The sequence below is a fragment of the Roseburia faecis genome (assembly GCF_001406815.1).
GTDB lineage: Bacteria > Bacillota > Clostridia > Lachnospirales > Lachnospiraceae > Roseburia > Roseburia faecis.
In genome coordinates this window covers 30,101-50,008 of the sequence record NZ_CVRR01000019.1, presented here as the reverse complement: position 1 = coordinate 50,008, position 19,908 = coordinate 30,101, and the positions used below count along the sequence as shown (strand labels likewise).

The following is a 19,908-nucleotide window of genomic DNA, read 5'->3' as shown; positions in this document are numbered from 1 at the left end:
CCCTTCCTTACCTGAGTACATTTCTCAGCTTGAATTCATTTTGTATCGTATACTTCTGTTCCAGATATTGCATATCAAAAGAAACCGAAACGGATGCCTTTTCCGCGGAAGCATTTACCGTGCCGGCAAATGCCGTAACATATTCGCCGATCAGATGTTCCTGCACCTCATCCGTAGCTGCGGAAATCACCGTTGTATCGGTTTTTGGATCTGCCACAGCCATTTTCTTTGTATATAATTTCTTTCCACCTGCAGAGATCCAGATCACCCGCTTGCTTGCAGCCTCCGGGGCTGCGGCACCTGCCGGATTTGTTATCGAAGGTGTCCCCGGAATCTTATATATGACGATTCCTTCTACACCGGATACCGAAGGATCAAGCTTTTCCACCCGGTTTCCCTCCATCACCCACATACCAATCTGTTCCATCAGAATCTGTGACTCCGACTGTAAATCAATCTGTGCGGATGCATGGTTATAATTTTTGTGCGCCATCCCCAGAAAAAGAATTGCAGCGCCAAAAATAATCGTTGAAATTGCAATCGCAATAATCAGCTCCACAAACGTAATTCCACTATGATCTTTTCGCACACTGCCACTCCTTTCCAAAGTTATTTCTCAATAAAATGTTTTCCGGTATCACTTACCAGCTTTACCGTATATGCCGGTACTCCATCAATATAGATGGCACTTACATTCGTATTTGCCGTATCAAAGCACGCCGTTTTCGTGTAAGCAATCTTGATATAATTTCCACCGGCACCTTTTTCCGTCACCTCATTGCCCGTGCTGCTGTCCATCCGGATTTTGATGGTATTGTTACACAACCGCGTACCGTCATCCGTCAGCTTCGTATCATCAAAACTGCTTAAATTATCCGGAAGAATCCGCATATAATAGCCATTGTCCAGTTTATAAACATACATATAGTAATCACCGGTTTTGCTCATCGTTTTCACCTGAAGCGCACTGAGCGAAGAATCAAGGGTCTTTACCACCTTCTGCGTGTTGGCATAATGCAGATGCCCGATCATCATCACCGATGTACTCGCCAGAATTCCCATAATTGCAATGACAATAATGATTTCTACCAATGTAATTCCGTTTTGTCCCAGATGTTTTCGTTTTTTCATTGGCACACCTCTTAATTCTTTTTCCAGTTATCGTAATTCAGATACGAATCCAGATCCAGATTTCCGGAAATATTCGATACCGCCGTTGAAGAACAGTCACGGAAAAACTGCGAAAACAAAGGCGTATCCCGTTTCTGGTCTTCCGCGAACAATTGCGATACCAGAAGTTTATTTCCCTTTATATGACCGGTTCCCGCAGCGCCTGCATTCGAATCAAACGAAATCACTCCGCCAGAAATAATCAGTCCCTCAAAATCACCGGACACTTTGACATCCCCGGTTGCAACCACAAGTCCCCGCGTAACCGTATTTGGAAGCGCATAGGTCCCGGTATTTTTCACCAGATACACATCTGTGGTTGGTGAATAAACGGTCACACTTTCGGTAGTCGATGTTTTATGTTTTTCCAGTTCCTGTTCGAATGCTTTCCGGTCAATCAGTTTGTCAAACAGCGGATTGACCGTTTTATCAATCACTTCATGACCACTGGCATCTGTACTTGTCAGACGCACCTGATCCGGCGTCACACCCTGCCCGGAATCGGTAAGTCCCAGTTCTAAAGACTTATAGCGGACCGCCAACTTAGAACAATAATCCCAAAACAGACCGTTAGCGTCTTTCCAGTTATCCGGCTGAATCGTCACCTTCTTGACATTCAGGGCATCCGAAGCAGAAGCACGCGAAAGAATATCTCCCTTCAACGTCATAATGGTTTTCTTGTCAATAATCAAAGCATTTTCATCCAGATAGAGATTGGCATACTGTGCTACCTTTCCCTGATTGTTATTGTAATAATTTGCAAAGAAATCATTTGCATCCTGTTCCGTCTTAAAATTCAGGTAATAATACATTCCCTCCGGGAAATAGTATGCCACAAGCGGCTGACTGCTGTTTAGATACCCTTGTAACGTATCGTCAGAAATACCAATATGCGCAGCATACCCACTTCTGTCAAACGTTCCATTTTTGACATACTCTGCCGGCACATAATAAGCCAGCTGATTGGTTCTCGCAGAGATGGATTCTCCCATCAGAACATCCTGATTTTTTGCAACACCTGTCTTGCGGGAAATAAATGTACGTCCCGCCAGCATCAGATAATTTAAATCTTTGAGATTCAAATTACACGTTCTGCCGTTTACCATCATAGCACTGCTGAAATCCGCATCCGAAGATACCTTATCGGAAGTTCCGTAATTTTTCTGGAAATTATAACCATAATAATTTCCTTTCAAAGTCACCTTACTTCCAACTCCACGTAACTCAAGATCATCTGCCACATACGTATTTCCGTTGATCTCCATCGTGGAAGATCCACTTCCCGAGGTCTTTATATTTTCCGCCCAGATCGAAGAATTTCCGTTTCCGACCGTAAGCGTAGAGCCACTGTCCGTCACGATATCGCCGCGTGTGAGAATCGACTTTCCCTTTAAAGTTCCGCTTCCGCTGCTGTCGGCCAAAATACCATCCGCTCCGGCGTACACACTTCCATCCACCTGCACATTCGATGCATTTACATGAATCTGCCGGTCCGCAATCAGAGCATATTTCATAAACTCCTGGATCTGTCCCTGCCCGGAAAAATTCATCTGCGGAGTAGAAAAAATAAGATCCGTTGTGATCTTTGTCTCATAATCCTGCGCATCCTTATATTTCACCTGCACCCCTTTTAATGTAAAGGTACCCGCACCGTAATCCAGTTCATACTTCGGATCCGCTGCAGCAACATAACATCCCTGTTCGGCAGTTTCTTTGATACATCCTTTGACTGTATCGGTGTTATAATCCGAAACCGTATACACGACATTGCCGGATGCATCTGTCGTATTTGTCTTTCCCGCAGATGCCTTTGCAAACTGTCCCTCCAGATCTTCCATATATTTTCGGGAAAAAACATCCTGTGCATTTGCTCCCGATGCGGTATACGTCAGATAATTTTCAAGGACATCCGTATATGCTTTCTCGAGCGATTTTTCTGCAAGTTCTCTTGCACCGGTACGCAGATCATCCATAACTGCATCTGCACTGTAGAAATTTTTCTTCGTACCGCGCTCCACTTCTTTCATCTGGATATTGACAATCGTGATTTTTGTAATCACAACCGCGATCGCACTCACAACCACCATCAGAATCAAAACGGCAAGCAGAGAGGCTCCGCGATTATCCCGTTTCAAAGAAATCTTTTTCATCGCTACTCTCCTTTCGCCGAATTCACCGTAATATACCGATACGTTTCCTTATCGGAGCTGTTGCCTTTTCCCTTTTTGTATACACTAACCTGCAGATTCACCTTCCGGACACCTTCTTTGCTCTCCACCAAAGGTGCGACACTCAGCAAATAGCTATCCTGATAGATGTTTCCCGCATTGGTTGTTGCCGCCGGGTCATCCGGGTACGATTTGTTGCCAAGATTGGACGCAACCGCCGGCATCTTACAGCCGTCTTTCGGTGACACCACCAGCTGATAAGAGAGATGCTTTGCGTTGACCTCACTGATATTCTGACAGACAACGATCAGTTTCGGAACCGCCACTCCAGCCGCACAACGGATTTCAAGTGCATCCCTGTCCTGCTTGACATTGTACATCAGATAAATGTGTTCAATATTCTGCATGTCCTCCTCTGCAAAATCATTACAGGTATAGACTTCTGCCGGGTCCACTCCATCGATATTTTCACAGGCGTAACTGCATGCGACAAGCACATGCGTAGGTTCCACCGTAATGGAAATCGTCCGCTTTAAATTTTTTTCTATTTCACTTTCACTCTGTGCCGGGACATTGTTTGCACCTGCATACTGTGCATTTTCTGCGGAAAAATAAGTAAGTGCTTCCTGTAACTGTCCACCTTCTGCCGCCACAACATCTTTTGTGTCATCAATTCCATCCATTTGAGGCATCAGCGCTGTATTTTCCGGCACATCCGTGCTGACTTTTACTTCAACATCATATTTTTGACCAATCGCATCTGCCGCACCGTAATAAGATACTTCTCCGGCGGTCGTACTTCCTCCCGCAGCTGCAGGGGTATATCCCGTCTGCACATAACCGGTCAGATACGGCACGGTAAATCCCCCAGCTGACACAGGCTCCACCAGTTGCGGCTGTTTTTTTAAGTCCTCCATCACTTCCTGCGCCAGATTGGTCGCATGCTGTTTATCTGCCATCATTGCATTGTATTTCATCGACTGCGTAAAATACGACAACAGCGGAATGGAAAGAATCGCCAGAATCGCCATGGCAAGAATCACTTCCAGCAAAGAAAATCCTCCATTATTCTGTTGTTTTTTCATCCGGAAGCCTCCTTCCCCATGTCAGCTTTTTCTATTGCTCTGCGGTTCCAGAAGAAGAACCGCCAAAAATATTGTTTACCCCTTTTGGCATATTCTCAAATACCGGAGGAACATAATCTTTTCCGGTGTTTTCAAGATAATACATATTGAGTGTCATATCGCCCGTTAATTTTCCCGTAGAATTGTCGAAGCTGGCGGAAAACTGGGCAATCGTTGTACGATCCTTAAACTTGTTGACATAGGCAATCATATCCTTTAATCCTTCATAACTTGCCTCATAGCGGATGCCAATCGATGCATAATACCCTTCCACATTTCCGGTCGGACCTGTCGTGTTTTCCGGTGTGCTTTCAGTACTCTCTGTGCTCTGTGTATCCGCAGACTCCGTGGTCTGTGTTTCCTGTGTTGTCGTTGTATCTTCCGTAGTATCCGTAGATGCAGCAGCACTTCCGTCTGCAGCGGCTGTACTGTTATCTGCCCCAATCGGCATATTCATGGCAAATGTCACATCTGTAATATGAAAATTGCTGCTCTTATCCTCGAACTCCTGCAAAGTTTCAATTACTTTTTCGGTTTTCATATCTGCCGGATAAGCCGCAATAATATCCTTTTGCTTTTTCTGCATCGTCTGGATATTTTCTTTTACTTTTGGAAGTCCGGCCTCCATCTGTTCCATCTGCTGCACTTTCGCCCGGTCGGTCGTATTCTGCTCTTCGATCTTCGCCGCCTTGCTCATTCCCTTATTAAAAATAAAGAAATAGGAACATGCTACAATCACAATTGCAAAGAAAATGAGCAACAGCCGCTTATCTGAATCTGAAATTTTTAATTTATTCATTTGTCTGCTCCTCTCCCTCTGCGTTATTGGTATCCGTGTCTGTGTCCTCCGATGTCGGAACCGCCTCCTCGATCAGATGTCCGTCCTCACCGATATCTGCCTGGGTGTAATAGCCATTTAACGTGTATGTCCATGTGCTCACACCGCTTTCGTCGTCTTTTTCCTCCGACATGGATGGAATGGAAAGATCCTGAAGCAGGGTCACATCCGCAAAATTCAAAAGCATCTGTCCAACGGCAATTTCTTTATCTGTTTTCAGATTGATACTGACTAAGTCTGCATCTGTCTGAATACTCTCTACCTTGACATCGTTTGGCAGCGCATTTTCCAGCTGCTCAATCAGCGGATACAACTGCTCATTTTTCGTAACGGTGGCAAGATCCAGCTTCTCATATACCTGTTCCTCTGCCTGTACCCGCGCATAATCATCATAGGTTTCCTGCACATACGAAAGATCATTGATCCGTTTCGTCAAATTGCGATGCTGCGTATATGCCACCAGCTGACGCACACTCGATCCAAGAATCAACAATACACTGACTAATACCGCTCCCACAAAAATGACATAAGCCGTGTGAAGGTCATTCTTTTTGGAATCTGCCACAAGCATGTCCTTCGGTTTGGCATCAATCGGATGCACCGCCGCACCGATGACCGAAAGGAAACCGACAGCCGTTGCCGCCTTCGGTCTCGTCCCGGAAGATGCCGCATCCAGTGTTACCGTCCCCTCAGCCGCCTTGTTTTTTCCGCTCCGTAAATCGATGACCTTCGTGAAATCAATTTCCTGCAGCGGAAGCGGAAGTTCCTGTGCAAACAGTTTGTGCATGCCTGCAAAACGGGAACCATCGCCAACCAGATAGACATTCCCGACAAATTCCTGTTTGACCTGGTTCTGATAATACTCAACCGCCGTGTTTGCAATGCGCAGATGATACCGCAGGGACTCCGCCAGATCCTCATATGCCTCTTCTGCCAGAGCCTGCTGACGCTTCATCTCCTCCTGGTTTCCCATCTCCGGAACGGTCGGGCGATTGTATATGACATTGTGGTCTAAAAGAAAATCAAGTGCTTTCTCCTCATCATCAATCCCAAGCACCGGATGGTCAATCACCGCCGTAATCGTAGCGCCATAGCCGTACGGTGTCACACGCTGAAAGACCAGTTTTTTATTTTCCAGAATACTGATCACCGTTGCCTGCTCTTCCAGCTGCACAACCACAGCATTTTCCAGAAAACTGTCACACAGAAGCTGTACCGTTCCGTTTCCGATATAATCAAACGTTTCTACCTTCAGTCCTGCCAGTTCTGAGAACGTCACATAGTTATTCAGAAGATTATCGGGAATTGCCACTAAAAGCAGCTTGAGCATTTTCTTCCCATCTTCTTCCTCCACATCCATCTTGCTGTAGCTGATGGTGTAATTGCTCACATCCATCGGGAAATAATCACGGATCTGGGATTCAATGATTCCCATGATCTTATTGTCTTTGACAAATGGGATCATGACTTCACGGGTCACGACTTTTGAGGAAGAAAGGGTAAATACGACTTCTTTCTCATGGATATCGCGCTTGCTGAGTTCGACTTTCAGTGCAGACGCAAAAGCTTCCTTGTCACGGATATAGCCATCTTCCACCGCATGTTCCGGGGTGCGGAACGCAAAGGCTTTATGTACTGGCGGATTTTTCTTGCGGTAATCGGCCAGTGCGACTTTTGTCCACCATACACCGGCCTCAATACTTACTACTCTTTTGACCATTTTCATTTTCTCCTTTATATTTTCCGAAAGGTTTTCATTGGAAAATGTACAAAAATAATTATGCTTTGTTCATGTTCTCTGAAAAATCACAAATCCTAATTATTTTTCTACATTTTCCATCGTAACGTTGTGGCATAAAAAATTGTGCGGTGAAAATGACAGATGTTTAAAATTCGCCACAGGAATAAGAAAAACTTTACTTTTTTTAATTATGCCATACGTAGCAGTTCATGCCATGTTTTAATAAATGCCCATCATGCCGAGATACCAGGTCCAGAAACGGCTGCCCCAGAGTGCGGCGATGAATATGCCTGCCGAAAGGTACGGACCGAGTGCAAGCAGGTTGTTTCGCTTGCTTACTTTCATACGGATGGTATGGATGACGGAGCCAAGAATGCATGCAAGAATAAATGCAAAAATAATGTTTTTTGCGCCTAAAAGCAGGCCTGCATATGCCATGAGTTTGATGTCTCCCCCACCGATTGCTTTGCCGGAGGAGAAATAATACAGGCCATACAAAAACAGGCTGACAATGACTGCCCCGATGATATGGGACAGGATATGCCGGAAATCATACACGGTCATGATGATACCGAGCAGTCCCAGAAACAGGTTCTGGGAAACCGGTATCTGATAGGTTCTCTCATCGATGACCGCAATGACAATCAGGGCAGATGTCATGAGACAATACAGCACACTGCTGAACGTGAAACCGCCCGCCATGAAAACGACCACATACAGCACACCATTTAAAGCCTCGATTAATGGGTACTGTATGGAAATTCTAGCACCACATTGCCGGCATCTGCCCCGAAGAATTATGTAGGAAAATACAGGAACCATGTCCCGCCAGCCCAGCTTACGCCCGCAGTTCATACAGTGCGAGGACTGCACGATATTCTCTTTTTTCGGGATACGGAAGATCAGCACATTTAAGAAACTGCCAATGACGATTCCGTATAAAAATATAACAATATAAAGAAAAATCGTAAGTTGGGTTAGCATTTGTTTCTCCTATTTATAAATATTAAGAACTATAATGTTGCTTCAACATCTTTAATTTTATATGTTGGGTCATCACCATCATACTCTACTTTTGTTACTGCTTTATGAGTAGAAGCATTAAACTCTACTTTTACAGCTTTTACTTTTGAGCCTGCATCTGAAGTAAGTGCCTTTTTGAATGTGCCCAAATCCTTAAAATTCGATATTGATTGAATATCAGCCTGAATCTGTTTCTCGATATCAGCCGCTGGCACTGCACCAAATACATCAATTGTCATATCAGCTGTTGCACCATTTTCTGAATATGCTGTAACTGCTGCTGTTGAAATACTATTTAATACCTGCTGATCTTTTGCGACTTTTGATTTGCTAATATACGGAATTACCTGTGTACCAACAATACCTACCAAAATTGCCATAATAGCGATAACGATAATCAACTCTACGAGAGAGAAACCTTTGTTATCCTTCTTTTCATTCTTTGCTTTCATGTTCTGAAGCAGTTCCATAATTTTCTTCATACCCTTTGTTCTCCTTTTTTAAATATATTTTTATGTATCTATCATCACATGTCTCATGGCAGACATGTAACAACCCTTCTTCTGCCTGCGGTCAGGCTCCGATGCTGTCGTACAGACTGTACATCGGCATCATGATCGCAAGGACGATCGGCACCACAATAACTGCCATCACGATGATGATGAGCGGTTCCATTGCGGCAAGCAGTGCCTCGGTCGCCGACTCCACCTCTTCATCATAATATGCTGCGACTTTGTCGAGCATGTCTTCCATATTACCGGTTTCCTCCCCGATCTCTATCATGTGGTAGACCATCGGTGGGAAGACCCCGGAATCTGCCAGTGGCTTCGAGAGCGGGATTCCACGGCTGACCTCTTCGGTCGCATCTTTTAATGCCTGCTTAACCACGGCATTCCCCATCATCTCTGTCACAAGCCCGAGTGCATCCACCAGCTGGACACCGGAGCCCATCAGTGTGGACAGGGTTCGCGTCATGCGCGAGGATGCCGTCTTAATGCTGAGCGGACCGACCAGCGGTACCTTTAGAATAAATTTTCCCAACATATGTGCCCCACCCTCTGTCTTTTTCCACGCATGGATAAATATAGCAATCCCTGCGATGATGGCAACAATAAAATACCAGCTGTGCACAAAGAAATCACTGACTGCCATGACTGCAAGCGTGATGCCCGGCAGTTTTCCGCCGACTTCGTCAAACTGGGCAGTAAAGGTAGGCACAATCTTAATCATCATGATGGCTACAACAACGATAATAACAAGAATCAGGATGACCGGATAAATCGCCGACTTGATGATCAGCCCCTTCAGGTGGGCTTCTTTTTCAAACTGGCTTCCCACACGGCTGAATGCTTTATCCAGACCACCGGAGGATTCCCCGGCGGCAACCATCTGCACCATGAGGTTTGGAAAAATCTTCGGGTGCTCCGCCATCGCAACGGCGAGGGTCTCCCCACGCTGTACGGAATCCCGCACTTCTGCGATTGCGTTGGCAAACGGTTTGTTCTCGGTCTGCTCGGATAGCATGTCGAGTGCCTCGACAACGGTCACGCCGGCATTTAATACGCTCTCAAACTGGCGGCAGAATACGCTCATTTCGCGGACGCTGACGGCTTTTCCGATATGGATTTCGAGATCTTTGTTAAATGCGTTGGCTCTTGTGATGGAAACGATGGTGTTGCCGCCGGATTTGAGTTCTGCCGAAGCGACTTCCATGTTCATGGCCTCGATGGTGCCGGTTTTTGGTTTTCCATCGGCCCCGACCACTTCGTATTTATAACTTGCCATGTCTTAACTCCTTTTTAAAACAGCTTCTGCTGCATGTTTCCTGTATCCTGTGCATACTCTACGGCATTTGCCGCATCGATTTTGTGTTTCAGATACAGGCTGAATAAGGAATCATCCATCGTCTGCATGCCAATCTTCTTACTTGTCTGCATGATGGATGGAATCTGGTGTGCCTTATCCTCCCGGATCAGGTTTTTGATCGCCGGGGTACCGAGCATGACTTCAAATGCCGCCACACGGGATTTTCCGTCGATCGTCGGCAGAAGCTGCTGGGAAATTACCGCCTCAAGAACCGATGCCAGCTGCGAGCGGATCTGGTTCTGCTGGTGCGGTGGGAACACATCGATAATACGCTCAATGGTAGGTGCCGCACCGATGGTATGCAGGGTGGAGAATACCAGATGCCCGGTTTCTGCTGCTGTGATGGCAGTGGAAATCGTATCAAAGTCACGCATCTCCCCCACAAGGATGATGTCCGGATCCTCACGGAGCGCCGCACGGAGCGCATTTCCATAGGAATCGGTATCCAGCCCGATCTCCCTTTGGTTTACGATGGACCGGTTATGCTTATGTAAATACTCGATCGGATCTTCGAGTGTAATGATATGTTCGTTCCGTTCTTTATTGATGACATCGATCAAAGATGCCAGTGTGGTGGATTTACCGCTTCCGGTCGGTCCCGTGACAAGGACAAGCCCACGCTTTTTCTTTGTCAGCCCAAGGACAGCTTCCGGCACCCCGAGGTCCTCCGGTGTCGGGATATCGCTTGCCACGATACGCAGTACAGCCGCATAGGAACCTCTCTGGTGGAAAGCGTTGACACGGAACCGTCCCACACGCGTATCCGTGTAGGCAAAATCCACTTCCCCTGTGGCCTCCATGGTTGCCTTCTGTTTCGGTCCAAACATAGATTCCACCAATTCTTTTGTCATCGCAGGTGTCAGCTTATCAAAACCATCCATCTCGTAAAGTGTTCCGCTAATACGGCATTTTGGGCGAACCCCAACTGTAATATGTAAGTCGGACGCATGATGCGCTTTTGCTATCGAAAGAAGCGTATACATTGACAATTCCATCTGTTTTGCTGCCTTCCCTTCCCTGTTTTATTTAATCCTCTTCGTCATCGTATGCCACACGCTGCACTTCCTCGACGGTGGTGATTCCGCGCAGTGCGTAATCAATGGCACTCATGCGAAGCGTTTTCATGCCATGTGTGAGTGCGATCTCCTCAAGCACATCCGCATTCTCCCCGCGGTTGATCGCCTGCCGCAGGTCTGCCGTGACCGGCATGATCTCATAAATACCGATTCTTCCATAGTATCCGGTTCCGCCGCAGCGGACACATTCTTTGTGCCCCGGTGTGCGGACATTGATCCGTCTGGCGGGATCCTTTATGCCGAGTATTTTTTTCTCCCCTGCGGTTGCCTCCCGGACAATTCCGCATGCCGGACAGACCCGGCGCACCAGACGCTGGGCGATTACTCCGACCACGGAATCCGCAATCAGGTAGTTTTCCACTCCCATATCTGCCAGACGGGTGATGGTATTTGCCGAACTGTTTGTATGTAAGGTGCTGACCACCAGATGTCCGGTGATGGATGCCTTTACCGCAATCTCTGCGGTCTCCTGGTCACGGATCTCCCCGATCATGATGATGTCCGGGTCCTGACGCAGGATGGAACGCAGTGCCGAGGAAAAGGTAAGTCCCGCCTTTTCGTTTACCTGTACCTGGTTGACCCCGTTTAAGTTCGCCTCAACCGGATCTTCTACCGTGATGATATTGACGCCTTCTACGTTTAATTCATTTAATGCGGTATATAATGTCGTGGACTTACCGCTTCCGGTTGGTCCCGTGACGAGAATAAGCCCGTTCGGATGGCTTAGGATGTGGTCAAACTTTTTTAATTCGTCCTCCGGGAATCCCAGATCCCGCTTGTCCAATGTCAGTGCTTTTTTCTGTGCGAGACGCATAACGACCTTTTCCCCATAGACGGTCGGAAGCACGGACACACGGATGTCGTATTCCTGCCGGTCCACAATGCTGGTCGCACGACCGTCCTGCGGGCGGCGCTTTTCGGAAATGTCAAGTCCGCTGACAATTTTAATTCTTGCGATCAGTGCGGCATGCAGGCTGATGTCGTGCCGCATGGCTTCGTGCAGCACGCCATCCACACGGAACCGGATCCGCACCTGGTTTTCCATCGGCTCGATATGGATATCGCTGGCTCTCCTGTGGACCGCCTGCTCGATGATCTGTCCTAACAGTTTGACAATCGGTGCCTGCTGGACATTGTTCTCATCGTTTCCACTCCCGGTTTCTAAGGCCGCCCTGGCTTTTGCCTGTTCCTGCTTTTCCCTTGTATACTGTTCTGCCACACGCAGGGCTTCTGCATTTCCATAGTAGCGGTCGATGGCTGCCGCAATATCACTCGGGGTTGCAGCAAAACGCTCCACCTGACACCCGGTAATGATGGAAACATCGTCCATCGCCCGGATATCCAGCGGATCGCTCATTGCCACGCACAAAAGATTGGGATTTTTCTCATTGAACTTAAACGGAATCAGATTATACTTCCGCAGCACTGCCTCGTCCAAAAGCCGGATGATTTCCTCCGGGATGCGCAGGGTTGACAGATCGACACTCTGTATTTTCAGCTGTGCCTTCAGTGCCTCTACGATCTGTTTTTCGTCTGTAAACCCCAGATCTATCAGTACCACTCCGAGACGCTCTCCCTGTTTTTCTGTTTTCTGGACCTGTAACGCTTTTACCAGCTGATCCTGCGAAATGACTCCTGCATCCACAAGCAGATCGCCCAGTCGCTTCTTCCGGGCAAACCCTACCAACTTATCCATGTAATACTCCCACTACGTTAAACATTTATTATTTTCGAATAATTTCGAGCAATTAATGATTATTATAACCTTTTTTGTTCTCTATTGCAATCCTTTTTCATGTATAAAATATAACTTTATTGCATTTTACCGTTTCTTTTTTTGTGCAAATTTCACATCTAGGTCTTTTGTCCTATTTTATTTGCCGTCATTTCCTCCACAAAAATGCCATATCCTTTCGTTGGATCGTTAACAAGCACATGGGTCACGGCACCGATCAGTTTTCCATCCTGCAGGATCGGGCTTCCGGACAGTCCCTGCACGATTCCGCCGGTCAGCTTCAGCAGGTTCTCATCCTCCACATGAAAACGGATTCCCTTATTTTTATCTCCCGGTGTATAATCAAGATCATCAATTACGATGCGATATGACTGCAGTTCCCCGGACGCATCCGACAGAATTACCGCATCCTTTGTCTGAATCTCCTGTTTGTAACCGACCGGACACAACAGACTTTCGTTTTTCTTTTCTTCCCGGAAGTTTTTCGTCAACGTGCCATAGATACCGATTTGTGTATTGCTGGACACTTCTCCGATCTGGTTGTCTTTCCCATAATAGACAACTCCCTCCAGCTCTCCCGGTGTTCCCCGGACACCTTTTTTGATACCGAGCACCTGTGCTTTGTACAGCCGGCCGTCTGACAGACGGAGCAGGTCTTTGGTCTGTCCGTTTCCGATTCCGTGTCCCAGTGCCCCGAAGTTTCCGTCCTGATCAAAATAGGTCAGCGTGCCGATTCCTGCCATGTCATCTTTCACCCAGAGTCCCAGACGATAGCCTTTGTGTTCTGCTGCCTCAACCGGCTCCACCGATACCTGAATCTGCTCGGCTCCGCGCCACAGGGTCAGCACCACCGGTTGTTCCCCGTACTGATTGATCCGCTCCATCAGTTCTTCTTTTTTCGTGACCGCTTTTCCATTTACAGCAGTAATATAATCCCCCGGAAATACAATGTGTTCTGCCGGCTGCCGGCTGCTTCCGTCCACAGTTTCCACCGGGCCGGATCCCAGCACCAGTACTCCCTGGGCAGCCCCGTAAATGCCCACCACCTGTCCGCTCACGTATAAAGATTTTCCGTTCACCACGGAAACCTGCACCTCTTTCATGGGAAGGATGCCAAACAGATAGCAGGTCAGTGTATATTCCCCCTGCTTCAGCTGGCTGCACGTTTCCACTGCCCGTTCCTGCTTCATTGCCTGAAACGTCCGCTCCCCGATCTGTGCCATAACGGATTGCGGTTTTGTGGACATTGCCAGTGTGACCGGAATTTTTTTGTCCAGTTCCAGTTTCTGCCCCTCCTGCACGTATACATGATCGGGAATGGCATGTATCATGGTGGCATAGGCAAAGCAGCACAGCGCCAGAACATAAATACAGATAATATTTTTGAATATACGCATATAAAAAGACCGCATGCCAAAGGTTCTCCTATCTTCTCGGATACCTTTAGTATGCGGACTTTGGTTTTATCTATTCGTATTTTTCTGCCAGACGTTTCATCTCGCGTGCGTTTTGTAAAACCGTATCCGTGATCTCCACGCCGCCAAGCATCCGCGCCAGTTCCTCGATACTTTCCTCTTCCCGCAGCGGATGAATCCGGGAAACCGTGGACGCATGCTCCACCGATTTTTCAATCAGGAAATGGGCATCTGCCATGGCAGCAATCTGCGGCAGATGAGTGATGCAGATGATCTGGTGCGTCTTTGCCAGCAGTTTCATCTTCTGCGATACCATCTGTGCCGTACGCCCGCTGATTCCACTGTCAATCTCATCAAAGATCAACGTCGGAATCTCATCCGTATCCGCCATGACGGTCTTGACCGCGAGCGCAATACGGGAAAGTTCTCCGCCGGAAGCGACCTTTCCCAGAGGCTTTAACGGTTCTCCCGGATTGGTGGAGATCATAAATTCTGCCTCATCCCAGCCTCCGGCACTGTACTCCGTCTTCCGGAATTCCATCGTAAACTGCACATCTAAAAAATTCAGATCTTCAAGTGCCTGTGCAATCGCTTTCGTCAATCCCTTTGCCGCTTTCTTCCGGATTCCGGAAACCTCTGCACACAGCCCGTCCAATTCTTCTTTCTTCCGGTTCATGGAAGTTAAAAGATCATTTAAGTATTTATCATAATCCTGTAATACGGCAATACGCTTTGTTTTTTCTTCCGCTGACTGCAGAATCTCTTCCATCGTATTTCCATACTTGGATTTCAGGTGATTGATCTCATCAAGCCTCTTTTCGGTCTGATAAAAGACTTCGTCATCAAATTCCTCCCCCGACAGGTAGGAAGAAATCTCATGATTGAAATCGCTCAGCAGATTATCAATATCGGTAAGCATCTGTTCCATCTGCGCAATGCGCTCCTCATATGCCGAAACCGAACTGACTTCCCGCAGGGCACGGCTGATAAGTTCCGATGCATTCTCTCCGGTACCGCCGTCTCCCCCGGTAGCTGCACCGGCAGCCGATATGGCATCCATGATCTTTTTTGCATTTGCAAATCTGCGATACTGTTCTTCCAGCCGGGTATCCTCCCCGACGGAAAGCTGTGCCTCTTCGATTTCCTTTACTTCATACGCAAGAAACGACAACTCTCTGGCGCGCTCCTCGGTATCCAAAGACGAGGACTCCCACTCTTTTTTCAGTTTCCGGTATTCCTGATAACAGGCGGCAAGACGCTCTTTTTTTTCTCCCAGCGCGTCTTTTGCATAGGCATCGAGGATTTCCAGATGTTTCTTTTTGGAAAGAAGGGACTGGTGCTCATGCTGTCCGTGAATATCGATGAGCAGAGACGCCACCTCTTTTAACCGGGAAGCAGACACTGCTTCTCCATTGATCCGCGCAATTGCCCTTCCGGAAGTTATCTTACGACTTAATATTACTGTTTCATCCTCTGTTTCTATGCCCAGTTGCCGGATCGCATCCAGAACCTTTGGGTTTTCAACTGAAAAGACCAGCTCCACAAGTGCGGTCTCTTCGTTATCCCGGAGCAGTTCCTTTGGAACCTTCTCTCCGAGTGCCAGTGCAACCGAACCAATGATGATGGATTTACCGGCACCGGTCTCTCCTGTCAAAATATTAAGTCCTTCTTTAAATTCTACCTCTGTCTCTGTGATAAGGGCAAGGTTCTTCACATGTAGATTTTGTAACATACATTCTCCTTCTACTTTTCCGAAGCATTTTTATTACTGTTCTACAATTTTCCGAAGCTTTTTCATGATGTGCACCGCGTCATCGGACGTACGGATCACACACAGAATCGTGTCATCTCCCGCAAGTGAGCCGACAATCTCCTGCATACGCATGGCATCTACTGCAGCCGCAACGGCTCCCGCCATACCGGACACGGTTTTGATCACAACAATATTTTCCGCAGCATCCACGGACAAAAATCCTTCCCTGAGAACCCTTGCATATTTTTCCATCATATTGGAATCCGCGTCCGTAATCACCGCATATTTTTGTCTGCCGTTGTCGGTCGAAATCTTTGTCAGCTTCAGTTCACGGATATCACGGGATACGGTTGCCTGGGTAACCTGAAACCCTTCTTTTTCGAGATATGCGGACAATTCTTCCTGTGTTTCCACATCTTTTTTCTGAATCAATTCGAGTATCTTTGCCTGTCGTGTTGTTTTCATATGTCCTCCTTTGCGTCCTACGGTCTCATCTTTTTCCTCAGTATTTCCAGGAAACTCTGGTTACTGATTTTGCAGATCCAGATGGTACTTTGTGCCTGTGCAATCCGCACACGGTCTCCCACGTGCAGATGCTCCGGTGTGTCCCCGTCAAAGCTGACACATGCCGTCTCGTCCTTTTGAAACCGTCTGCTTCCCATCTTAATCTCCACAACATCCTCCGCTCCAAACACAATGCTTTTGGAGTTTAAGTCATGTGCATTGATCGGTGTCAGAAGAAGTACCCTTGCTTTCGGGTCCACGATCGGACCTCCGGTGGAAAGATTATACCCCGTGGAACCGGTCGGTGTCGCAACAATCACGCCATCTGCGTGGTAAGTTGTCAGATATTCCCCATTGACATACACATTTAAAAGCAGCATGGACAGATCCCCGGACCAGTGGATCACGACATCATTCAATGCCATATGTGCGCCGTTTCCGCCAATTTTTTCGCCGGTCAGAACAATCCGCTCTTCCATGATGCAATCATCCTGCATCAGACAGTCGATGGCATGAAATACGGTAGCTTCCTCAAGCTCACACAGATACCCCAGTGTCCCAAGGTTGACACCGATCAGCGGAATCTGCAGCGCCTCCACCTTGGTTGCTGCGCGGATTAACGTGCCGTCTCCGCCGAGAACAAGGATACATTCCGTGTCTGCCGGAATCTCGGAAAGTGCAAAATCTTTCTGGTTATCATCCTCCACATTGCTGACACAGATTGCAGCACTGCCGCCCTTTTGTTGTATGTACGAGACAATTTCGTTTGAGAGTGTCAGATCACGATCTTTGTACCGGTTCGTGATCAGCATAAATTTACGCATCTACTTATCCAATTCTCCGTGTGCTGCTTCCACAACTGCGTGAATATCCACGGATTCCTCCTTTATTGCTTCGTCCGATTTTTCAATATGCACGAGATACTCGATGTTTCCCTCCGGTCCCTTGATCGGTGAGTATTCCAGATGGTGTACCGAAAATCCGTTTTCCAGTGCAAAGGTAATGATCCTCTCGATCACTTCCTCGTGAACGGCCTTATCACGTACCACGCCTTTCTTTCCCACTTTTTCCCGTCCGGCTTCAAACTGTGGTTTGATCAGACACACCATCTGTCCGCCGTCCTTTAACAGTGCATATGCCGCCGGGAGCACTTTGGTCAGGGAAATAAATGAGACATCCACCGAAGCAAAATCGAGCACATCATCGATATCTTCCGGTGTGACATAGCGGATGTTTGTTTTTTCCATACAGACAACCCTTGGGTCCTGGCGCAGTTTCCATGCAAACTGACCATATCCCACATCGACGGAATACACTTTCTTTGCCCCGTTCTGCAGCATGCAGTCGGTAAACCCGCCCGTCGAAGCACCGATGTCCATGCACACCATGCCATCTAAGGAAATGGAAAAATGTGTCATCGCTTTTTCCAGTTTCAGACCGCCGCGGCTGACATATTTCAATGTATTTCCGTGGATCTCAATCGGAGCATCCTCTGCAAAAGTGCTTCCCGCCTTATCCTCCCGGTTATTGTTGACAAATACATTGCCTTCCATAATCATGGTCTTTGCCTTTTCCCGCGATGGTGCCAGACCACGTTTTACAAGAAGTACATCCAATCGTTCTTTCATAATTCCTCCGGTAATTCTGCTAATATTTTTTCCGTCACGGAATCTGCATCCAGTCCCAGTGCTTTTTTTAATTCGCCAACACTTCCATGTTCCACAAAGCAGTCAGGAATTGCAATCCTGAGGACCTTTGTATGCAGTGCTTCTTCCTCCAGAAATGCAGCCACATGCTCTCCAAATCCCCCGCTTGCCACGTTCTCTTCCATCGTCACAAGAAGCGGATGGGATTCTGCCAGTTTCCGCAGGCAGTTTTTATCCAGTGGCATGGCAAATCTTGCATTTACCACCGTTGTCGGGATTCCTTTTTCTGCCAGTTTTTTTCTTACCTGCCAGGCGGTTTCCACCATCGAACCGATTGCAAAAAGTGCAGCGTATGTACCCTCGGCGAGTACTTCCGCACAGCCTTTTTGAATCGGTGCCCGCTGATCTTTCCAGAGATCGCAGGCTTCTCCGCGCGGATAACGGATCGCCACCGGTTCCTCTGCAGCAATCGCAAACTTGAGCATATCGGAAAGCTCCCATTTGTTTTTCGGAGCCATAACCGTCAGGTTCGGAATACTTGACAGATACGACAGGTCAAAAATTCCCTGATGCGTGGCGCCATCCTTTCCGACTAATCCTGCACGGTCTACGGCAAACACAACCGGGAGATTCTGTGCACACACATCATGTAATACCTGGTCATAGGCACGCTGTAAAAAGGAAGAATACACCGCAAATACCGGTTTGAGTCCCGCCTTTGCCATACCGGCCGCAAACGTCACTGCATGCTCCTCTGCAATTCCCACATCAAAAAAACGTTCCGGGAAAAGATTTTTAAATCTCTTTAAACCGGTTCCGTCTGCCATCGCTGCGGTAATCGCAACCACCTTCGGCTCCCGCTCCCCCATTTTGCGCATGACGGTGGAAAACACATCCGTGTAATGCGCTTTTTCCTGATGATACAGCGGAACACCGGTGTCAATGTCAAACGGTCCCGTTCCATGGAAGCGCGCCGGATGACGCTCGGCAGGAAGATATCCCTCTCCCTTGATCGTGCGTACATGAACCAGCACCGGACCGCGCACACGCTTTGCCTCCGCAAGCACTTTTCGGATTTCTTTTATGTTGGTGCCATCCACCGGTCCTAAATAGGTGATACCCATATTTTCAAAAAACATTCCCGGAACAAACAGCTGTTTGATACCGCTTTTGGCGTTCCGGATCCGTTTGACCATCCGTTCCCCCACAACCGGAATCCGGTTTAGGGAATTGGTCACACCGTCTTTTAAATCCAGATAGGCATCCGAGGTGCGGAAGGAATTCAGATACTGGTTCATTCCTCCCACATTTTCGGAGATCGACATCTGGTTATCATTTAACACAATAATAAAATTGGTTTTCATGCGGGAGGCATTGTTCATTGCTTCGTATGCCATACCGCCGGTCAGTGCCCCGTCTCCGATCACAGAGACCACATAATAATTGTCACCGGTCAGTTCCCTCGCCTGCGCCATGCCAAGTCCTGCGGAAATGGAAGTGGAGCTGTGCCCGGTATTGAATGCATCCGCCGGGTCTTCCTGCGTCTTTGGGAATCCGCTCATCCCGCCATACTGCCGTAAAGTGACAAACCCCAACTTACGCCCGGTTAAAATCTTGTGCGTGTAGGACTGATGTCCGACATCCCAGATAATCCGGTCTCTCGTCAGGTCAAATGACAGATGAAGCGCCATCGTCAGTTCAATCACACCCAGATTCGATGCCAGATGTCCTCCGGTTTTTGCAATATTTTCCACCAGAAAATCACGGATTTCTTCCTGTAGCTCCTCCAGTTCTTCCTCGTTTAGTTGTTTGATATCATTTACTTTTTTTATCCGATCTAAAACCATGT

General features: G+C 47.5%; 17 protein-coding genes. All 17 read right to left on the bottom strand.

Going from position 1 to position 19,908, the window contains the following annotated elements:
• Positions 1 to 7: 7 nt before the first annotated feature.
• Positions 8 to 589 (bottom strand): prepilin-type N-terminal cleavage/methylation domain-containing protein, encoded by a 582-nt coding sequence (locus tag M72_RS07360; protein WP_055067751.1) that lies wholly within the window; start codon positions 587 to 589, stop codon positions 8 to 10.
• 20 nt (positions 590 to 609) lie between these two features.
• Entirely contained in the window at positions 610 to 1,131 is a 522-nt protein-coding gene (locus M72_RS07355) for a prepilin-type N-terminal cleavage/methylation domain-containing protein (protein WP_055067750.1), read from the bottom strand.
• An 11-nt stretch (positions 1,132 to 1,142) separates the two neighbouring features.
• Positions 1,143 to 3,320, bottom strand: coding sequence for a hypothetical protein (locus tag M72_RS07350; RefSeq protein WP_055067749.1), 2,178 nt, complete (start codon positions 3,318 to 3,320; stop codon positions 1,143 to 1,145).
• 2 nt (positions 3,321 to 3,322) lie between these two features.
• Positions 3,323 to 4,423 (bottom strand): type II secretion system protein, encoded by a 1,101-nt coding sequence (locus tag M72_RS07345; protein WP_055067748.1) that lies wholly within the window; start codon positions 4,421 to 4,423, stop codon positions 3,323 to 3,325.
• 31 nt (positions 4,424 to 4,454) lie between these two features.
• Positions 4,455 to 5,261, bottom strand: a complete 807-nt coding sequence (locus tag M72_RS07340; RefSeq protein ID WP_055067747.1) for a hypothetical protein — start codon at positions 5,259 to 5,261, stop codon at positions 4,455 to 4,457.
• Complete coding sequence (gene pilM / locus M72_RS07335; RefSeq protein ID WP_055067746.1) at positions 5,254 to 7,020, bottom strand: pilus assembly protein PilM; 1,767 nt, start codon at positions 7,018 to 7,020, stop codon at positions 5,254 to 5,256. Before pilM ends, M72_RS07340 begins: the two co-directional genes overlap by 8 nt.
• A 240-nt stretch (positions 7,021 to 7,260) precedes the next feature.
• Entirely contained in the window at positions 7,261 to 8,025 is a 765-nt protein-coding gene (locus M72_RS07330) for a prepilin peptidase (RefSeq protein WP_022046080.1), read from the bottom strand.
• A gap of 29 nt (positions 8,026 to 8,054) precedes the next feature.
• On the bottom strand, positions 8,055 to 8,546 hold the full coding sequence (locus M72_RS07325) for a type II secretion system protein (protein WP_055067745.1): 492 nt from the start codon (positions 8,544 to 8,546) through the stop codon (positions 8,055 to 8,057).
• A 91-nt stretch (positions 8,547 to 8,637) separates the two neighbouring features.
• Positions 8,638 to 9,849: a type II secretion system F family protein gene (locus M72_RS07320; RefSeq protein ID WP_055067744.1), complete on the bottom strand. Its 1,212-nt coding sequence runs from the start codon at positions 9,847 to 9,849 to the stop codon at positions 8,638 to 8,640.
• 14 nt (positions 9,850 to 9,863) lie between these two features.
• Positions 9,864 to 10,925: a type IV pilus twitching motility protein PilT gene (locus M72_RS07315; protein ID WP_172679141.1), complete on the bottom strand. Its 1,062-nt coding sequence runs from the start codon at positions 10,923 to 10,925 to the stop codon at positions 9,864 to 9,866.
• A gap of 31 nt (positions 10,926 to 10,956) precedes the next feature.
• Complete coding sequence (locus tag M72_RS07310; RefSeq protein ID WP_055067743.1) at positions 10,957 to 12,702, bottom strand: GspE/PulE family protein; 1,746 nt, start codon at positions 12,700 to 12,702, stop codon at positions 10,957 to 10,959.
• Positions 12,703 to 12,860: 158 nt separating this feature from the next.
• On the bottom strand, positions 12,861 to 14,138 hold the full coding sequence (spoIVB, locus tag M72_RS07305; protein WP_206541816.1) for a SpoIVB peptidase: 1,278 nt from the start codon (positions 14,136 to 14,138) through the stop codon (positions 12,861 to 12,863).
• A gap of 70 nt (positions 14,139 to 14,208) precedes the next feature.
• The gene (gene recN, locus M72_RS07300; protein WP_022046133.1) at positions 14,209 to 15,888 is read right to left on the bottom strand and encodes a DNA repair protein RecN; all 1,680 of its coding nucleotides are present in this window, start codon (positions 15,886 to 15,888) and stop codon (positions 14,209 to 14,211) included.
• 33 nt (positions 15,889 to 15,921) lie between these two features.
• Complete coding sequence (locus M72_RS07295; RefSeq protein ID WP_022046134.1) at positions 15,922 to 16,374, bottom strand: arginine repressor; 453 nt, start codon at positions 16,372 to 16,374, stop codon at positions 15,922 to 15,924.
• Positions 16,375 to 16,391: 17 nt separating this feature from the next.
• A complete protein-coding gene (locus M72_RS07290; RefSeq protein ID WP_055067741.1) occupies positions 16,392 to 17,237 on the bottom strand; it encodes an NAD(+)/NADH kinase in 846 nt (281 codons plus the stop codon).
• Positions 17,238 to 18,041, bottom strand: a complete 804-nt coding sequence (locus tag M72_RS07285) for a TlyA family RNA methyltransferase (RefSeq protein ID WP_022046136.1) — start codon at positions 18,039 to 18,041, stop codon at positions 17,238 to 17,240.
• Entirely contained in the window at positions 18,038 to 19,906 is a 1,869-nt protein-coding gene (dxs, locus tag M72_RS07280; protein WP_055067740.1) for a 1-deoxy-D-xylulose-5-phosphate synthase, read from the bottom strand. Before dxs ends, M72_RS07285 begins: the two co-directional genes overlap by 4 nt.
• Positions 19,907 to 19,908 lie beyond the last annotated feature (2 nt).